This is a genomic window from Taylorella asinigenitalis ATCC 700933 (assembly GCF_000687755.1).
Taxonomy (GTDB): domain Bacteria; phylum Pseudomonadota; class Gammaproteobacteria; order Burkholderiales; family Burkholderiaceae_B; genus Taylorella; species Taylorella asinigenitalis.
In genome coordinates this window covers 79,447-97,371 of record NZ_JHXN01000006.1, presented here as the reverse complement: position 1 = coordinate 97,371, position 17,925 = coordinate 79,447, and the positions used below count along the sequence as shown (strand labels likewise).

General features: G+C 39.2%; 14 protein-coding genes and 1 tRNA gene. 3 read left to right on the top strand and 12 right to left on the bottom strand.

The annotated features are described in order from the left end of the window. Positions 1 to 1,119, bottom strand: coding sequence for a c-type cytochrome (locus T432_RS0104875; RefSeq protein ID WP_028884396.1), 1,119 nt, complete (start codon positions 1,117 to 1,119; stop codon positions 1 to 3). Positions 1,120 to 1,179: 60 nt separating this feature from the next. Between T432_RS0104875 and T432_RS0104870 the strand changes: the two genes are divergently transcribed. After that, positions 1,180 to 1,254 (top strand) — tRNA-Arg (locus T432_RS0104870). Positions 1,255 to 1,280: 26 nt separating this feature from the next. Here T432_RS0104870 and T432_RS0104865 read toward each other — a convergent pair. From T432_RS0104865 to T432_RS0104830, 8 genes are all read right to left on the bottom strand, one after another. Continuing rightward, positions 1,281 to 2,564 (bottom strand): dicarboxylate/amino acid:cation symporter, encoded by a 1,284-nt coding sequence (locus T432_RS0104865; RefSeq protein WP_028884395.1) that lies wholly within the window; start codon positions 2,562 to 2,564, stop codon positions 1,281 to 1,283. Between the two features lie 46 nt (positions 2,565 to 2,610). Then, the gene (locus T432_RS0104860) at positions 2,611 to 4,869 is read right to left on the bottom strand and encodes an arginine/lysine/ornithine decarboxylase (RefSeq protein WP_014112054.1); all 2,259 of its coding nucleotides are present in this window, start codon (positions 4,867 to 4,869) and stop codon (positions 2,611 to 2,613) included. A 65-nt stretch (positions 4,870 to 4,934) separates the two neighbouring features. Beyond that, positions 4,935 to 6,536, bottom strand: a complete 1,602-nt coding sequence (locus T432_RS0104855) for an FtsX-like permease family protein (protein WP_028884394.1) — start codon at positions 6,534 to 6,536, stop codon at positions 4,935 to 4,937. Next, positions 6,529 to 7,197, bottom strand: a complete 669-nt coding sequence (locus T432_RS0104850) for an ABC transporter ATP-binding protein (RefSeq protein ID WP_028884393.1) — start codon at positions 7,195 to 7,197, stop codon at positions 6,529 to 6,531. The genes T432_RS0104855 and T432_RS0104850 overlap by 8 nt, the downstream gene beginning before the upstream one ends. 66 nt (positions 7,198 to 7,263) lie before the next feature. Next, positions 7,264 to 7,695, bottom strand: a complete 432-nt coding sequence (locus tag T432_RS0104845) for a hypothetical protein (protein WP_028884392.1) — start codon at positions 7,693 to 7,695, stop codon at positions 7,264 to 7,266. A gap of 120 nt (positions 7,696 to 7,815) precedes the next feature. Then, positions 7,816 to 9,783: an alkaline phosphatase gene (locus T432_RS0104840; protein WP_028884391.1), complete on the bottom strand. Its 1,968-nt coding sequence runs from the start codon at positions 9,781 to 9,783 to the stop codon at positions 7,816 to 7,818. Between the two features lie 221 nt (positions 9,784 to 10,004). Continuing rightward, positions 10,005 to 10,619 (bottom strand): response regulator transcription factor, encoded by a 615-nt coding sequence (locus T432_RS0104835; protein WP_248646278.1) that lies wholly within the window; start codon positions 10,617 to 10,619, stop codon positions 10,005 to 10,007. Continuing rightward, complete coding sequence (locus T432_RS0104830) at positions 10,612 to 12,324, bottom strand: sensor histidine kinase (protein ID WP_028884389.1); 1,713 nt, start codon at positions 12,322 to 12,324, stop codon at positions 10,612 to 10,614. Before T432_RS0104830 ends, T432_RS0104835 begins: the two co-directional genes overlap by 8 nt. Before the next feature lie 101 nt (positions 12,325 to 12,425). Here T432_RS0104830 and T432_RS0104825 point away from each other — a divergent pair, with 101 nt between their 5' ends. Then, a complete protein-coding gene (locus T432_RS0104825; protein WP_028884388.1) occupies positions 12,426 to 13,757 on the top strand; it encodes a cytochrome c in 1,332 nt (443 codons plus the stop codon). 1 nt (position 13,758) lies between these two features. Further along, a complete protein-coding gene (locus tag T432_RS0104820; protein ID WP_015551906.1) occupies positions 13,759 to 14,664 on the top strand; it encodes a c-type cytochrome in 906 nt (301 codons plus the stop codon). 45 nt (positions 14,665 to 14,709) lie between these two features. Here the strand turns inward: T432_RS0104820 and T432_RS0104815 are convergent, their stop codons facing one another. The 3 genes from T432_RS0104815 to T432_RS0104805 are packed head-to-tail and all read right to left on the bottom strand — an operon-like array spanning position 14,710 to position 17,921. Beyond that, complete coding sequence (locus tag T432_RS0104815) at positions 14,710 to 15,999, bottom strand: cytochrome-c peroxidase (protein WP_028884387.1); 1,290 nt, start codon at positions 15,997 to 15,999, stop codon at positions 14,710 to 14,712. Then, positions 15,971 to 16,906 carry a sterol desaturase family protein gene (locus T432_RS0104810; protein ID WP_028884386.1) on the bottom strand — a complete coding sequence of 312 codons (936 nt, stop codon included), beginning with the start codon at positions 16,904 to 16,906 and terminating at the stop codon, positions 15,971 to 15,973. Before T432_RS0104810 ends, T432_RS0104815 begins: the two co-directional genes overlap by 29 nt. Further along, complete coding sequence (locus tag T432_RS0104805; RefSeq protein WP_028884385.1) at positions 16,896 to 17,921, bottom strand: imelysin family protein; 1,026 nt, start codon at positions 17,919 to 17,921, stop codon at positions 16,896 to 16,898. Before T432_RS0104805 ends, T432_RS0104810 begins: the two co-directional genes overlap by 11 nt. Positions 17,922 to 17,925: the final 4 nt, after the last annotated feature.

Sequence of the window (17,925 nt, the reverse complement as noted above, 5' to 3'; positions counted from 1 at the left end):
TTATGGATTTACAGGTTCAACCTTTTCGGAAGTAGATTCTTTAATGGCGTCAATTTTATCGCCAGCAGCATCTTTCATAGCATCGTATTTTTCTTTGGCTGTATCGACGACTTCTTCAGTTTTTTCAGCTGCTTTATCTTTGATTTCCTCAGTTTTTTCAGCTGCTTTGTCTGCTACTTCTTCTGTTCTTTCGACAGCTTTGTCTTTTATTTCCTCAGCCTTTTCAGCTGCTTTATCAGCTACTTCTTCAGTATTCTCAACTGCTTTATCTTTGATTTCCTCAGTTTTTTCAGCTGCGTTGTCTGCTACTTCTTCTGTTTTTTCTACAGCTTTGTCTTTTATTTCCTTAACCTTTTCAGCAGTAGACTTTTCGCCATCAGTTGCGGCTGGAGCTGATGTTGCGGGCTCTACTGGCTTAGGTTCTTCCGCAGGTTTTGCATCTTCTGCTGGAACTGATGTTGCGGGCTCTGCTGGCTTAGGTTCTTCCGCAGGTTTTGCATCTTCTGCTGGAACTGATGTTGCGGGCTCTGCTGGCTTAGGTTCTTCCGCAGGTTTTGCGTCTTCGGCTGGAGCTTGTGTTGCGTTTTCTTCTGGATTAGCTTCTCCCGCAGGTTTTGCTTCTTCTGCTGGAGCTGCTGCAGCAGGCTCTTCCCAATTTGCACCAGCTTGGTTTGCCATATAAACTACGCCACGCTTAACTTCATCATCTGTTAATTTAGCGTCACCGCCTTTAGCTGGCATTAGATTAAAACCGCCAATAGCGTGAGTGAATAATTCATCTTGTCCTTTGGCAATGCGAGGTCCCCAGGCAGCTGCATCCGCAAACTTAGGTGCACCAGAGAGCCCCGCATCATGACAGGAAAAACAGATACGTTTATATACGCCTTCCCCATTTAAAGGTTCTCTATTTGCATCATCAGCTGCTGCAACTTCCACTAAATTATATCGAGCGATTGGTGCAATCCTATCCTCGATAGCTTCGGTGGTCATAAGAGCAGGATCGGTACCACCACCATTTAAGGCACGTATAAGAATTATGATTAAAATTATTGGTATAGCAATAACAAACAACAATAACTTGAACGTTTGACTTGATTTGTTGGAGTGGTTCGTACTCATACAATATCCCAGTGGAACTAAAAATAAAATTATAATAGATTATGCACAAACAGTGACTAACACACCGTAGTTCAATGGATAGAATTAGAGTTTCCGAAGCTCTCGATGCAGGTTCGATTCCCGCCGGTGTGGCCATTCAATAAGGCTGAATAAGTGGGCTATTACTCCCACCTATTAGTATCAAGAAGTTTTTCGCTTTTAGATACCGCAACAACGCCAGACAAATCCCCTACCACGTTCATCGATGTGCGACCCATATCAAGAAGTGCATCAATACCTAATATCATGCCATAAGCTACGGATGCGGGCGTGCCTGCGTCAACTTTAATTCCAACCGATTCCAGTACCATTAAAAGCATAATAGCTCCAGCTCCTGGAACACCTGCAGTACCAACAGATGCTAAAACAGCTGTCATAACAATAGTGAGCTGTTGTGATAAATCTAAATCAAAACCTATTGAGTTGGCAATGAACATGGCACATACGCCTAAGTAAATAGTGGTGCCGTCCATATTGATGGTCGCACCTACTGGTAAACCAAATCCATAGATACTTTTTGGAACTCCCATATTTTCCGCAGCTTCAATTGAAACGGGGAGAGTTGCACCAGATGAGCGTGTAACGAAAGCAGTAATCATAGGATTTCGCACTTTATTTAGAAATTTGACTGGGCTTAACCCCATTAGCAGACATATACCAAAATATACAATTACTACTTGCAAAATAAGTCCGATATAAACACTGGCTGTTACGCTTAGAAGTGGACCAAATCCAGCAGCTCCATGTTTTGAGAACACAATAAAAATCAAGGCAAATACACCAAATGGTGCATATTGCATAATCCATGACACAATGCGGAACATTATGTGGCTTACACCATCTATAAATTCATATACCGTTTGCGAAGACCTACTGAGCAATTCATCCTTACTATCTTTACCATAAGCAAGTGCGATTCCAAAAAGTAAACAAAAGAAAATAATTGAAAGAACATTTCCCTTTGCAAATGCCTCCATAGGATTTGTAGGAATAATGTTAAGAAAAATTGAACTTAGAGATGGCGATTTTGCTTCTATAGTTTTTCCCTCTGCACCTGCAAATTCTAGACCAGTACCAGGTTCAAGAATCATGCCAGATAACAAACCTATAACTATCGCAAATAGAGAAGTAATCAGATAGAAAATAACTACTTTTCCGCCTACTCGGCTTAGATGCGAAGGAGATATCGTACTAGCCCCCACAATTAAGGTACATGCAATTACAGGTACCATAATCATCTTGAGCAAACGAATAAATATGTCCCCAAATGGCTTTAGAAATGCAGCCATATCTGCATTGTTTTGAAAAACGATCCCAGCAATTGCTCCTAGGATCAGCCCTATAAGAATTTTATATAGTAAATTGAACCTGAAATAAGCAGAAAAAACACCTTTGATAGCTGACATAAATTAGGCTCCTTACATAATTTTTAAAAACTATTATGCCATTAAATCAATCCATTAAGCAGTCCACATAATAATGGATTTCCCCATTAGGTAAAACCTCAGAGCCCAAGCCATGCACCATGGTTTCAAAACCTGGAAACTCTACATTAAATTCGCAAACGAATTTTAAATATTGAACAATGGTTTTGTTGAATCTTTCACCAGGAATTAAAAGCGGAATTCCTGGCGGATATGGAGTAAGAAGCACAGCCGTAACACGACCTTCCAAATCATCAATATTTACTCTCTCTATCTCACGACGCGTCATTTTGTTATGAGCGTCCTTAGGTTTCATAGCCGATTCCATGTCACTTAAATACACCTCTGTCGTGATTCGTGCCAAGTCTCGTTTGCGATAGGCTTCGTGCAGTTCTTGGCAAAGATCACGCAATCCATAAGCCTCGTATTTCGGATACTGCTTAATAAAATCTGGCATGCTTCTCCAAAGAGGCTGATTCTTATCGTAATCATCCTTAAATTGCTGAAGCGATGTTAGTAATGTGTTCCATCGACCCTTTGTAATTCCAATTGTGAACATGATAAAGAAACTATACAGGCCCGTTTTTTCAACAACAATGCCATGCTCAGTTAAATATTTACTTACTAAGCTTGCAGGTATCCCTGTTTCATCGAATGTACCATCGATTTCAAGACCTGGAGTAACAATAGTAGTCTTGATAGGATCTAACATAGTAAAACCATCAGTGATATTAGAGAATCCATGCCACTCTGCATCTGGCTCTAAAAGCCAATCTCCTTGCCATCCGATATCTTCTTGCACAAGTCTAGGAGGACCCCATACCTTAAACCACCAATCGTCTTTTCCAAATTCAGAAGCTACCTTGCGCATTGCTCTGCGAAAATCCATAGACTCACGCAAACTCTCTTCAACTAAAGCAGTACCACCTGGAGGCTCCATCATTGCTGCTGCCACATCACATGAGGCAATGATTGCGTATTGAGGAGAAGTAGATGTATGCATCAAGAAAGCTTCATTAAAAATATTGCGATCTAATTTTCTTGACTCAGAATCCTGAACAATAATTTGCGATGCTTGAGAAATACCAGCCAGCATTTTGTGCGTCGAGTGAGTCGCATAAATTATGGACTCCTTACTACGAGGACGCCCTCGCCCTATCGCATGCATATTTTCATAGAACTCATGGAAAGCTGCGTGTGGAAGCCATGCTTCATCAAAATGAAGATTTTCCATGGTATCTCCAAGTTTCTCTTTAATCATTTCGACGTTATATAAAATTCCGTCGTAAGTTCCTTGCGTTAATGTAAGGATACGTGGCTTTTTCTTAAGCTCTTCAGAAATGAATGGATTATCAGCGATTTTCTTTTTAATATTTTCAGGTTCAAATTCAGACAATGGTATTGGCCCGATAATGCCAAGATTATTTCGAGTAGGTTTAAGAAATACTGGAATCGCTCCCGTCATGGTAATTGCGTGGAGAATAGACTTATGACAGTTGCGATCCACAACAACGATATCGTTCTCGGCAACATTGCCATGCCAAACGATTTTATTTGATGTGGAAGTGCCATTAGTTACAAAATAGCAATGGTCTGCATTGAAAATACGAGCTGCATTTATTTCTGATTTGGCAATAGGCCCGGTATGGTCAAGCAGTTGTCCTAATTCCTCGACCGCATTACAAACATCCGCACGAAGCATGTTTTCGCCAAAAAATTGATGGAACATCTGGCCAACAGGGCTTTTAAGGAATGCAACACCACCAGAATGCCCAGGACAATGCCACGAATACGAGCCATCATGAGCATAATTCACTAATTCACGGAAAAAAGGAGGTGCCAATGTATCCAAATAGCTCTTCGCTTCATGCACAATATGACGTGCCACGAATTCTGGAGTATCCTCGAACATATGAATAAAGCCATGCAACTCTTTCAAAATATCATTCGGGATATGCTCGGAGGTGCGGGTTTCGCCATGCAAATATATAGGAATATCCTCATTTCTAAATCGCAATTCGTTAATAAACGAACGCAAATTTCTAATGGCTTCTGCTACGTCTTGAGGAGAATCACTTTCAAACTCCTCATCGTCTATCGATAGAATAAATGCGGACGCCCTACTTTGCTGCTGAACAAAGGAGGTTAAATCTCCATAACTAGTTGCTGGCAATACCTCAAAACCCTCAGCCTCAATCGCATCAGCCAATGCCCTAATTCCAAATCCAGAAGCACTATCAGATCGAAAGTCCTCATCTATAATCACTATTGGAAAACGAAATTTCATAGCACCTCCAAAAATTAGGTAAAAAAAAAGGACTGATCGAAATCAGCCCATTAATTTTAAAGAATTTACAGATATTTTAAAGTATCTTTTTTACTTAATATGTAAGCAGGAATAATGCTTACTATTAGCCCAAGTATTACTGTTCCGATGGCAATGTAAATTGGTAATTCATAGAAATCAACTGGCATAAACACAGCTGTTCTATCCTTCGTTAAATTACTAACCATAGCAAATGCAAGCATACCTATGATATATCCCAAAATGCCACCGATTACTATAATCACGCCGTTTTGAATAAGCCCAAGTTTTAATAACTGGCCTCTAGATGCACCAAGTGTTTGAAGAACTGCACGCTCTCTCATACGTGTCAAACTTGATAGATACATAGTTAAAAGAACAAGTGCTAATGCAGTAATTATCAAGAATCCGCCAACGTAATACCAGAACTTCTCACCTTGTCCCATAAGAGAGAACAATTGAATAATATTCTGAGCTGGGAAGATCAATTGTGCATCACGGTTAGATTGGAATTCTTGGGCAAGCTTCATCGCCTCACCATAACCTGCTGGCTGAACAAGAATAGCAGTTACTTCACCAGTTGTTGCCGCATGGTTTCCGTCGTTAACATATATAGGATTAGCGTTATTAGCTGCTGGCTTGTCTAAAGCCATTTCGCCTTCATGATCGTGGTCGTGGCCTTCATGCCCTGCTTCACCATCGTGATCATGGTCATGGTCATGGCCTCCATCATCGTGGTCATGACCCTCGTGTTCGTGATCATGTGCCGCTTCACCATCGTGATCGTGGTCATGGTCATGGTCGTGTCCCTCGTGGTCATGACCTTCGTGCCCTTCATGCTCATGGTCATGTCCCTCGTGGTCATGGCCTTCGTGCCCTTCATGCTCATGGTCATGTCCCTCGTGATCATGGCCGTGGTCGTGGTCATGACCTTCGTGTTCGTGATCATGGTCATGATCATGGCCCTCGTGGTCGTGGTCATGGTCGTGTCCTTCATGATCGTGATCGTGGTGATGGTGAGCGTGAGCCTCCCAAATAGATCTTATGTCCGTTAAGATGGCTTGATCGTAAGGTCCATCAACTTCGTTGATAATACCCACTACCGTGTATAAATTATCGTGTGAATGCGAAGAGTGCTCAGAAAACCCATGAATAGTTTTAAATGTATCACCTATTTTTATACCAGTTAACTCAACGACTCCACTTCCTACCACTGCTTCAAATGGTTTATCCCATATTCTTCCTTCTTTAAGAGTAAACCATTTATCTCCACCCTTTTTTGGTGCGTATTCGAATATTTCAGTTGAGGTACCAACTAATCTAAATCCTCTATAGTTATCGCCAAAACCAAGAGGTATGGCCATATTTACTAATTTATTTTCTTTTAAATCTGTCAGAATTTTTTGAGGAATATTCCCGATTGGACGATCTTGCAAAAACACTGTGTTCAAAAGCAGTTGATTGATACCACCTTTTGCACCAACTACTTGTGGAAATGGTTCAGTTGCCTTCACCAACCCACCATGAATCCCTTGATTTAGAGAAACGAAAAACACTGAAGCTGCAATTGAGAGTGCAATCAGAATAATAAGAAGAATAGATTGAAATGGCTTATGCAAAAGCTCTTTAATACTGATTTTACTAAGCATCATGCACCCCGTGAGCTAGACTGATTTCTTTATTAAAGCGAGCCCTAACCTCTGGATCGTGAGTAGATATAAGAAGCGTCGCACCGTTTGAATTTGCGTAATTTATAAGCATATCCATAATGTTGTTGGAAGTTTCTTTATCCAAACTAGCACTAGGTTCGTCAGCTAAAATTAGTTTAGGTTTTTTAATTAAGGATCTGGCAATGGCTACGCGCTGCTGCTGCCCTTGAGATAATTGCTCAGGTTTTTTGTGCCCCATATTTCCAAGACCCATATTTTTAAGCATTTCCTTGACTTCGTTTCTTAGAGAGTCAGTAATATCAAGTCCTGCAAAATATGCACCACTCAAAATGTTATCGAAGGCATTTAAAGAGGGTAATAAACTTAGAGTCTGTAGAACATAGCCAATATTTTTTCCGCGCCAATCTGCAAGAAATTGAGGGGATTGATCATTTAACAAAACACCATCAACTGAAACTTTTCCTGAAGTAGGCTTGGTTAATCCTGACAAAATGTGAAGAAGTGTTGATTTTCCTGAACCGCTAGGACCAACTAAAGCCCACTGTTCAGCATCCCCAATCTCGAGTTTTGGTAATGTGAGAGCACGAATTACCCCCTGCCCGTCAGGGTATTCCTTTATTAAGTCGCTAATTGAGATCATGATACTTTATATCAAAAACTAAGACGCCTTAATATATCAAATAGTTATGAAGTTTAAGTTAAATTTTCATTCCCTTATTTTTTTAGCTCTAATTCGCACCTGAGAAACAAATCCTGTTTCAACATCTACTTCACTACCAATCTCTAAGGTTCCTTCTACTGTAATTGGTCTATCAAATGGCAATGCAACTACTGGTTTATCCAACTTTACAACAATAATATTATCTGGCCAGTCTGCATCAGTTGAACAGAATGGGCAAATAGCCATGGGTTCTTCAGCTAGTACGAAAAAATTAATAGTAGGTGTCAGTGGAGGAGCCATAAATCCTAGCATTTTAACCTGCTGACCCTTAAGTGAATTAAGCTTATTAGAAAATTGCAAACCTCTGCTAGTGACGTTGTACATTTCTTTATAACTCAATGGAACAGGATCTGCCCTAACAGAAGAAAAACAAATAGAAAAAATTAGCAATAGGAAGCTTAAAAATTTGGATTTCATATGAGTTCTACACAATTAAATCACGGACATTTTAGCTTACTGATATTACAAGAATAAAAGACCAAGAAACCTAAGTCTCTTGGTCTTAAACAATAAATAATAACGTTTAGTTACTAACTATTATTGAGCTGGTTTTTCTTCAGCTTTCTTTTCTGATTTAGTTTCTTCAGTCTTAACTTCAGATTTCATGTCTTGATTATCGTTAGAAGCTTGTGCTTTTTCAGATACAGCATCGATACCTAGTGCACGCATAATACCGAAGAAGATTTCTGTATTTTCAATGTGACCTCTGAAGTAGTCAGATCCTGGACCACCAGCCATAACAATAATATCGTCTGCAGAGTGAACTTCTTGAGTTTCTTTATCGCTAGGTAAGTTACCTTCGATTAAACGAGCACCTTCAGGAGCGCGAGCTGGGTTTGCTTTGATAGATTGTTTACCATCAGCATCCTTAGCAGCTAAAGCTGGAGGTGTAGGTTTAGCTTGGAAACGATAGTTTTCGTAGTGGTCTGGGAAGTTAGCGTATTGAATAGCCAATGTAATTTCAGGGTTAGGATCTTCAGGGAATCCGTCACCGTCAGCATCTACAAAGCCAGGGAATTTGGATTCTGCATAAGTACGTACAGCTTCACGACCTTTTCTGCCGTCAGCTTCAGTGTATGTACCAGTGATTGAAATACCGTGACCATGGTCAGCAATAACTACGATTAGAGTATCATCACCGTTTTCTTTAGACCAGTTTTTAGCAAATTCAACTGCTTTATCTAATTCGATAGCATCGTAAATCGCACGTTGCCAATCCATAGTGTGAAGTTGTTTATCTACAGAAGCACCCTCAACCATTAAATAGAAACCATTAGGGTTTTTAGAAACGATATCGATTGCTTTTTTAGTCATTTCAACTAGGTTAGGTTGATCATCAAAACCTTTAGTTACTTCTTTATTAGGGATATGTTCACGATCGATGTAAACATCCATATGGTTAGAAGCGAAAAGACCTAATAAAGGTTTGTCATTAGAAGCGGCATTCATTTCTGCACGGTTACCAGCGAAGGTGTAACCTTTAGCTTCGAATTCCTTAATTACATCAGTTTCGTCTTTACGTTTAGAACCAGCTTGTGCTTTAGGAACGAAATAACGAATACCACCACCAAGTATTACGTCTGGACGATGATGATCAGCAATAAAGTCATGAGCGATATAGTCTTGGTCACCACGACGACGAGTGTGAGCAGTCACAGCAGCTGGAGTAGCGTCAGTTACAGAAGAAGTAGTTACGATACCAACAGACATACCTCTTGTACGTTTTATGATTTCTGAAATAGTTTCAACTTTAGGATCATCAAGAGTGTCTGGAGTGCGGTTTTCGTATACACCCATTGCATTAACTACTGATTTGTGACCAGTGTTGTACGCAGAAGCAGAGTTAGCTGAGTCAGTTACGATAGAATCATAACCCGATGTTGATACGATAGCAGCATCTGGAAGTGATTCCATTGCTAAACGGTTGTTGTAACGACCTTCGTAAATACCTTTAGAAAGAATGCGAGCAGCTTGTTTAGCTTGAAGGCTCATGCCGTCACCAACAAAAAGAATAACGTTTTTAGCTTTTTTATCTGCAACGTCGCCCACAACAGACCACATAACTTTACGAGTTTTTTCGCCAGAAGCAGTTTTAGCTTTAACTACTAGTTCGATATCACCAACACTGGCAATTGAAACATTTTCTGCACGGAAAGAAACATACTTTTTACCGTCTTTAGTAGCATTTTCGATGCGTTTTAAATCGCCACCGAAGATATCTTTGAAAGATTTACCGTTTAAAGTAACTTCAACAGACTCTGCTGTCTCATCTAACACTTCAACTTCAAAGTCAAAACGTTGACCTTTTAAGAATTTAGCTTGATCGATAGGCATAATAGCAATGCCAGTTTTTTCAACACTGTTTTCCATACGTGTTTTAACAATGTCGAACGCTTTTTGATCTACTGGCACAATGTCAGTAATTTTTGCAGTAGCTACTGCACCCATGCACAAACCAGCTAAAACGCTAGTTGCAAGCACAGATTTCATCCATTTCTTTTGCATGTCTTACTTCCTCTTGGAAAAAAAATTAACTCCCAAATAGATTAGGGAAAACCTGCTGAAATGATAATGATGTAAAGTTAAAGAAAAGTTAAAGTCAAAAAATATAATGTAACTAATTGCAACAAAACAACATTCGTTATTAACAAAATCAATAAGTTATAAAATTGAATTATGGATTATGACAAGTCTTAAATATATACTTTTATGACAGTATCGTAATATTAAAAGTTTAATAATTTGTATCTTTCTTGTAATTGATCGTTTATACGAACCAGATTAGTCAAGTGATTACAAGAAAATTTTTCCATAATATTTGACCTGTATACCTCTATACTTCGAACCGAAAGATTCACCTCTTTAGCCATATCCTTATTTGAGGAACCACCAACCATTAGCGAATAAATCTTTTTCTCTTTTTCATTTAAATTACGATAGATTTGTAGATTAAACCAATCCCTGTATGAGTCAAGAGAACATTGCCACGCTGTCTTAATACATTCGTTCAAAATTTCAGCATCTACAGGTTTTTGCAAAAAATCTACCACACCATTTTTTAAGAGTTTTACAGCAGTATTAACTTCCCCATGGCCAGTTAACACAATTATTCCTAAACAGGACTGAACGGAACATAAATGTTCTACTAAATGCTCTCCGTTAATATGGGGCATACGCAAATCAGTAACCAAAACCGCTTTCGTGTGTGGATCTACGCAATTTACAAACTCCCGAGGATCGGACCAAATTTTATGTTTATAACCATACGATCCCATAAGAAATGAACAGGCTCGCAAAACCGATTGCTCATCATCCACAATATGCACAAAAATATCAGACAACGCAATTTCCCCACAAGAGTATGAGCATGGCACCGATAATATTGCCACCTAGATCTAATTGATTTTCTATCTCTAATTTCATATCCATACTTTGAGCTAATTTTTCACAAATCACTAACCCAATCCCAAGCCCATCCTCTCGTGAAGTTCTAAATGGAACAAAAGGGAAAGCAAGTTGTTCATCACTAAATCCAGGGCCATTATCAAGGATAGTTAGTGCATTTGCGTCACAATTAATTGAAATTTCAGAAGCTTTGGCCTGATAACTATTAATTATGCCATTTAGAATAATTTGCTTAAGTTTCAATGGATCGCATCTAACAAAAAGATTTTCCTGACATTTAATTTTAATTTCTATATTCCTACTTAAAAAAGTAAGCTTCCTTATCTCCTCGAGCAAAATGCTTATATTCACATTTTGAAGCTCTTCTTCGTTTGGACGTCGACCCCACTGACGCACATTTTCAATTATTTTTTTAGAGCCTTTTATCTCTTCAAGTATGGCTTCTAAAGCATCAATTGCATCTTCATTTCGCAAGGTGTCATCTGAGGCCCGCAGCTTCAAACCCTCAGCATAATAAGAGATAGTACTAAGTGGCTGATTAAGCTCATGTCCGATTCCAGACACCATTTCGCCTAACATACTCACTCTATCTGCATGATGAACGAGTCGCTCCGTATCATATAGGTCTTGATATATAGCTTTAATGCGTCTACTTCTTTTGCGTGCAAGCCAAACAGCAAAAATATTATTTAAAACAATAAATACGGTGGCAATGAAAGCGATTCTCCATAAGTACTTATTATTTCTATAATTATTTTCGATATTTTCCCAAAAACTTAATTGCTGTGGATGTTTTCCAAGCTTATTTAATACACTCTCCACCCCTGTTATTGACTGAGGCGGAAGCCATTTTGGAAGCATTGGATCACCACTTTCACTTAACACTTCAACAGCCACCTTTTTTGTTATATCAATAGGTGTATGTGGCAATGAAGCCAAGACCCAATTCGCATTAAATGAAATGTTCCCCAAACAATTTTTTTTGAATCTATGCTTGGGCTCTAAGAGACGAATAGAATCCGCATCTATCTTCTTTTCATCCACAAGTCGTTCGTATAAGCAAAGCGGAGCTATAGCGGCATCAACATCTTTATGCAGTAAGGACTCTATGGTTGAAGATACGGGATAATCCGTAAACGTTAATTGCAAGTCGGACTCCAAAACACCATGACTTTCTAAAACCGCTAAGCCGCCAATAAAGCCTCCAAACACATTTTCTGCAACGGCAGATACTTTTTTATTTTTCAAATCTGATAGACGTATGATTGGACTATCCATGCGAACCCAAATGGCTGACCCTACATTATCCCCACCTATTGGCAATGCTTGTGACATCTCCTGCAAGCTAGCTACCCAAGTCATTTCTGTTAGACCAGAAGAGAGAAGAATTTGCGTAGGTTGAGCAATAAGAAAATCTATTGACTTGCTTTCAATACTTTCTTGAAAATCTCTTATTTTGAGAATCTTTATTTCAAATTTCTCTTCTGGCAATTGCTTAGAGAGCCACTCTGCCCATGGTTTCCAATTTTCCAAAGTCTTATTTGCATCATAAGGACTTTGAATACCTACAGTCCATGTTTTTGCTATTGCTGATGAACAGAATAAACAGAAGAGAAAGATCGCACGAAAAAGGGGAAACATTGATTTAAATCAACAAGATAAACGGATTGTGGGATTCCACATTTTCAAATGATTTTAGCACGCACATAATAATCAAGGGACACTCCTATAAGAGATCAATCATGAGAAAATTTGTCGTTTTCATTTCCACAATAGTTATAGTAGGAATTCTTTTTTACGCAGCTTCTTTTCTTCTAACCTCTCTAAGAAAAGACTCTGTAAAAGATATTACGAATTTTAGCGAAGAGCAAATCAAAAGAGGCGAATATATTGCGAAATCCTCTGACTGCTATGCCTGTCATACCGTACCTGGTAGTAAGGAGTTTGCAGGGGGACTTGCTATGCAAACTCCAGTTGGAGCCATTTATTCCACTAATATCACTCCTGATAAAGAGACTGGTATAGGTTCTTATACTTACGAAGATTTTTATAACGCAGTAAAAAATGGTGTAGGCAAGCATGGGCAAGCACTTTACCCTGCAATGCCATACCCTTCATACACAATTCTTAAAGATGAAGACGTTGAAGCACTATATGCTTACTTTATGAAGGCCGTAAAACCTGAATCTAAAAAGAACCAAGACTCTACTCTACCATTTTGGATGTCTATGAGATGGCCAGTTGCTTATTGGCAAGCATTATTTGCTCCTAAGAGAGATTTTGTGCCACCTCAAAACGCTGATGAAATTATCGCTCGAGGGGCATATTTAGTGGAAGGATCTGGACACTGTGGTGCCTGTCATACTCCACGTGGATTTGCTTATCAAGAAAAAGCATATTCTCTAGCAGATGGGGATGAATATCTATCTGGTGCTGTGGTAGATGGTTGGAGAGCTAAAAGTCTTCGAGGCGAAGGTAATGGTTTAGGTGAGTGGTCGGCAGATGACCTTCACACATTCTTAAAATCAGGAAGAACTGATAGCAATTTTGCGTTTGGTGCGATGAGTGATGTTGTTCAACATAGCTTGCAATTTATGACTGATGAAGATTTGAAGGCCATGGCTATGTATTTAAAAACATTGCCACCTACTAAAGGTAGAGCAGAAAAACGTGAAACCAAGGCTGATAAGACTACAAATGCATTGCTCTCAGGCACTGACCTATCAAGAGGCGGCTTACTTTATATGGAATTTTGTATGACTTGTCATAGAGCAGACGGAGACGGTGTGAAACGCATTTTCCCAGCACTAAACAATAACACCGCAGTGGTTGCTACAAATCCAGAATCTGTAATTCAACTAATGCTTGAGGGTAGCCACAGTGCACACACAAAACATGATGTAATGAGTTTTGCGATGCCTAAATTCGATTATTTAAGCGATGCGGATATTGCAATTTTAGTTAACTATATTCGTAATTCATGGACGAATGTAGCACCTAAAACCTCCACCGAAAAAGTTTCTGAAATGAGGGCGTTTATTAAGAACAAAGCACCTCATTACGTAGGAGAATAATATGAAATTATCATTTATTTCAAAAGTAAGTTTCTCAGTTGCTATTGCTTTAACATTAATGGCTTGCGGTAAAAAAGATGTAGCTGAAACTCCTGCAAGAAAAGATAATATCACCATTAAATTAGGCGATAAGATTGTCTCAGAAGATTATCAAATTCCTCGCTTGGCTGATGCCGTGAACCACCCAAATGCGGACCTAATTATTTATGGATCTCGATTATTAAATGAGACTAAAAGGTTGCTGCCAGATAATGTAGGGGCAAACATGAATTGCAATAGCTGCCATATCGGAAGCGGTAAAGAGAAATTAGGTGCTCACTATTTCAACAGTTATTACAGATATCCTAAAGTAATGCCTCGTGCAGGTAAAGAGGTTGATATAGTAGCTAGGATTAATGGCTGTTTCCAAAGGTCTATGAACGGTAAGCCTATAGATCCTGAGTCTCGTGAGATGAAAGCTATGATTGCTTACTATCACTGGCTTGTTGAAGATATTCCACCTAAGGCCGTTGTGCAAGTTGATATCGGCGGGAAAATTAATAATAATCTAGTGCCTGATATTGAAAACGGTAAGAAAATATACGCCGCTCAATGTGCAACTTGTCACGGAGCCGATGGAGCAGGTCTAAACGACGATAAAGGTCATATGGTGTTCCCACCTCTTTGGGGAGACGGTTCATTTAATATCGGAGCTGGTATGGCGAGAACCTATAAAGCAGCTGCTTTTGTTCGCGACAACATGCCTATGTCTGTCCAAAAAACAGGTATGTGGGGTCAGGGACATGTATTAAGCGACCAAGAGGCCGTAGACGTGTCTGAATATTTCACGCATATGCCGAGACCAGATTTCGCTAAGAAAGTGAATGACTGGCCTAACGGCAAAAAACCAAAAGACGCCCGATACTAAAGATTACCTCCTTGTTTGATGGGCTCGCATTTAGCGAGCTTTTTTTTATTTAGCAGGTTCGATATTTGAAGCCTTGACATCGACTTTAACCGGTTCATCATTTGAGGCCTTAGCATCAACTTTAGTTGTTGCATCAGTCGGAATTTTATCTGCAGCCTTATCTTGCTCTTCTAGCAAATGTTCATATTTCTCGTCTGTCAAAATCTTCATAAAAGCAACTAATGCATCTACCTTCCTATCGGTCAAGGCCTGTGCTTTTAAGTCATCAAGATTAACTGTTTCTTCATAATCCGTAGGGCCCCATTCCTTACCAGTTTCAGGATTTATTTTTCTATCTGGATTATTGTATTTATCGTAAAAAAGAACGACAGTTCTTAGATCCTTAAATACACCGTTATGCATATAGGGTCCAGTTACGGCAACATTTCTAAGTGTTGGCGTTTTAAATTTACCAGCCTGTTTAGGGTCGCCATTAACTAAAGGATTTTTCTGAAGGCCCGCATCCTTGTAATCATCTTTAAATTTCAAAAATTTAATCAAATCTGGGTTAGTCGGCACACCAATATTGTGATATTCAAAAGAAGTAAATGGCTCTTCTGGGCTATCCTCTGTTCTGAGTGCATGGCATGTTTTGCAGTTTACATTGTTATTAGAGAAAAACAGAGTTCGACCAAGGTCCTCAAGAGTTGTTAATTCATATTCCCCCCTTAAATATTTATCATATTTAGAAGTGAAAGGTTGAAATTCCTCTGTGTGCTCATAAGCTTGAATCGCATCTCCCATGGCCGCATAAGCTTTTTCGATATCGTCCCAAATATCGGGTCCATAGATTTTTTTGAAATTCTCTTCATAAAAAGGATTTTCTTTCAGGCGATCGATAATTGTTTTCTTATCGGGCATCATCATCTCTACTTGATTTAACGGTGGATCTCCAGCCTGCTTAGCCATATCCTTTGCACGCCCATCCCAAAACACGCCGCCCTTGTATGTTTTACGTTTTTCATCGTAGCTAAATGGCAAATGATAACGCCCATACATAGCAGTTGGAGCATTCCTATCGCCAAAATGCGACCCATCCGCCCCAGTAGATACCATCTTGTATATCGGGCTATCTCGTCCATCTGTATAGGCCCTTCCTGGCTCATGACAAGATGCACAATTCATGGTTCTATTTCGTGACAGTGCCGTGTCATTAAAAAGCACCTGCCCCATTTGTTCTTTTAAAGCCTTTAGATCCTCTGTAGGCTTCTCTTTTGCTGTGGCAATGCTCCCGCCCACACCCACACAAAGTAACATTAAAAATACTTTAGATTTTTTTACTAATTGATTTCGCATGATTTTTCTCGATATCAAATGCCTCCGCAAACGGAGTTAACAACATACTTACTACAGAATAGTTGTAGTGAGTTTTTTGAAATGGAAATCCAAATCGCTTTTGTCTGACCGCATCTTTAGATGCAATAAATGAGTCAAACATCCAATCCCACAAAGCAATGTAACTACCATAGTTCTTAAGAGCATATTTGCTGTAGTGATGAACTTGATGCATGGCAGGAGAGACGAAAAAATGCTCTATCCATTTTGGATATGAAAGATATAAATGAGAGTGTCTAAGGTGCGTGCCTAAAAGAGAGAAGATGAATACGAAGGCATTGCCACCTAAGATAGACCACATATTAAGTTTAGGCCCGAAAATAGCCAAAAACACACCTGTAACGACTCCAGCCACCAAAGAATAACGCAAACCAAACAAGAAATTTTCAACTGGATGCACGCGATAAAACGTAAGCGGATTCATGATTTCCGCACTATGATGCACCTTGTGAAAATGCCACAGAAATTTGTTCTCATGCATCAAACGGTGCACCCAATAACGAGAGAAATCGCTAATCACAAACAGCACCGCAGCATATAAAACACTTACAGAAGCATATGAAATTTCAGGCGGCGGACCCATATATGGAAAGAGCAATTCGAAGATAAAAAGTGCAACTTCTTTAGCCGACAGTAGCAAAGGGGCTATCAGAAGCAGCTTAATAAAACTAATCGCAAAGAAGTACTTTAAGTCAAGAATTGTGCTTGGATGTGTGAGATGATTTTTTGTCTCGCTAAGAATAAATTTAAGCCTCCCCCCATTCCTACGAGCCACAACTGCAGTATAAATTGCGGCAATCAAAGCCGAGCTAGCAAGATATAGCCAGAAGAGCCTTTGCGTAGAGTCAAAAATAAAATTAGTCTCCATCTGCGTCCATCACCTTAGCTACAACTGGGAGAGCAGATATCAAACTGATATAGTAAAACTTGTAGAGATCGTTTGATAGATCGTAAATTGGTTTGATATTTTCTGGCTTAAAGAGCATTGCATCACTGGTAATTGGTTCAAGTTTTGCTAGCACTTTATCTAATGTTTTATTAATATCGTCTCCCACTTTTTGTGCTTTAAATTTTTGCAATATGTGGTAGAGATTTTTGTTTTCTGCCTTTGAGTCGACCATCTCTTTTTGAGCTTTATATATGGACTTAAGTGAGAGGGAGTTTAAATATGCATAAGGCGTTTCGGACCTTTCTAATCCTGGTTTTCCTGAATATTTTTTAGTCAAACCCGCAGGATCTCCTATCCTCCACTCTTTAGTTGAAAATATACTAGTCGCAAGTGCATTTACTAAAGCCGCCAATGATTTATCAGGTTCAGAAAGATACTCATCTCTTGCTTGTTCGTAGCCTTCTTCAATTTCAGCTACACGTTTGCAGATATTTATGGCCATGACCTGAGCAAATTCTATATCTCGTTTATCTAGGATTAAATCTCTATATATCACGTACTCCAGACTATTTAGACTTTTAGTCGAATTTTTAAACAGTGCCTTTTCCGCTGGACTCCCACTATCGAGTGCATGTTGAATTACATCGTATAGATTCTCTTTTCCGTAATGAAAATTGTCAATAAATTGCGGATGATCTAGATAGTCCTCATTTAAATCGCCCAAGATATAGTTAACTTGCACAGCCCTCCAGCTGTTATGAAATTTAAGAAACGCATCCTTTATGCCTGACTTTTCAGGGTTTGACGATTGCATATCGATCTGTTTTCTTAATGCATTGCAATCCTCAGTGGCAATGTGCACGTTCTTCTTAATTATGTTGTCGTATATGCTTTCTAATTCAGGCTTAAAGTCTGGATTTTTTTCTGCTGTGGCAATGCCCACTATCATCATCGACCCCACAATCGCAGAGATAAATTTAGTTTTAAAATTCATATTA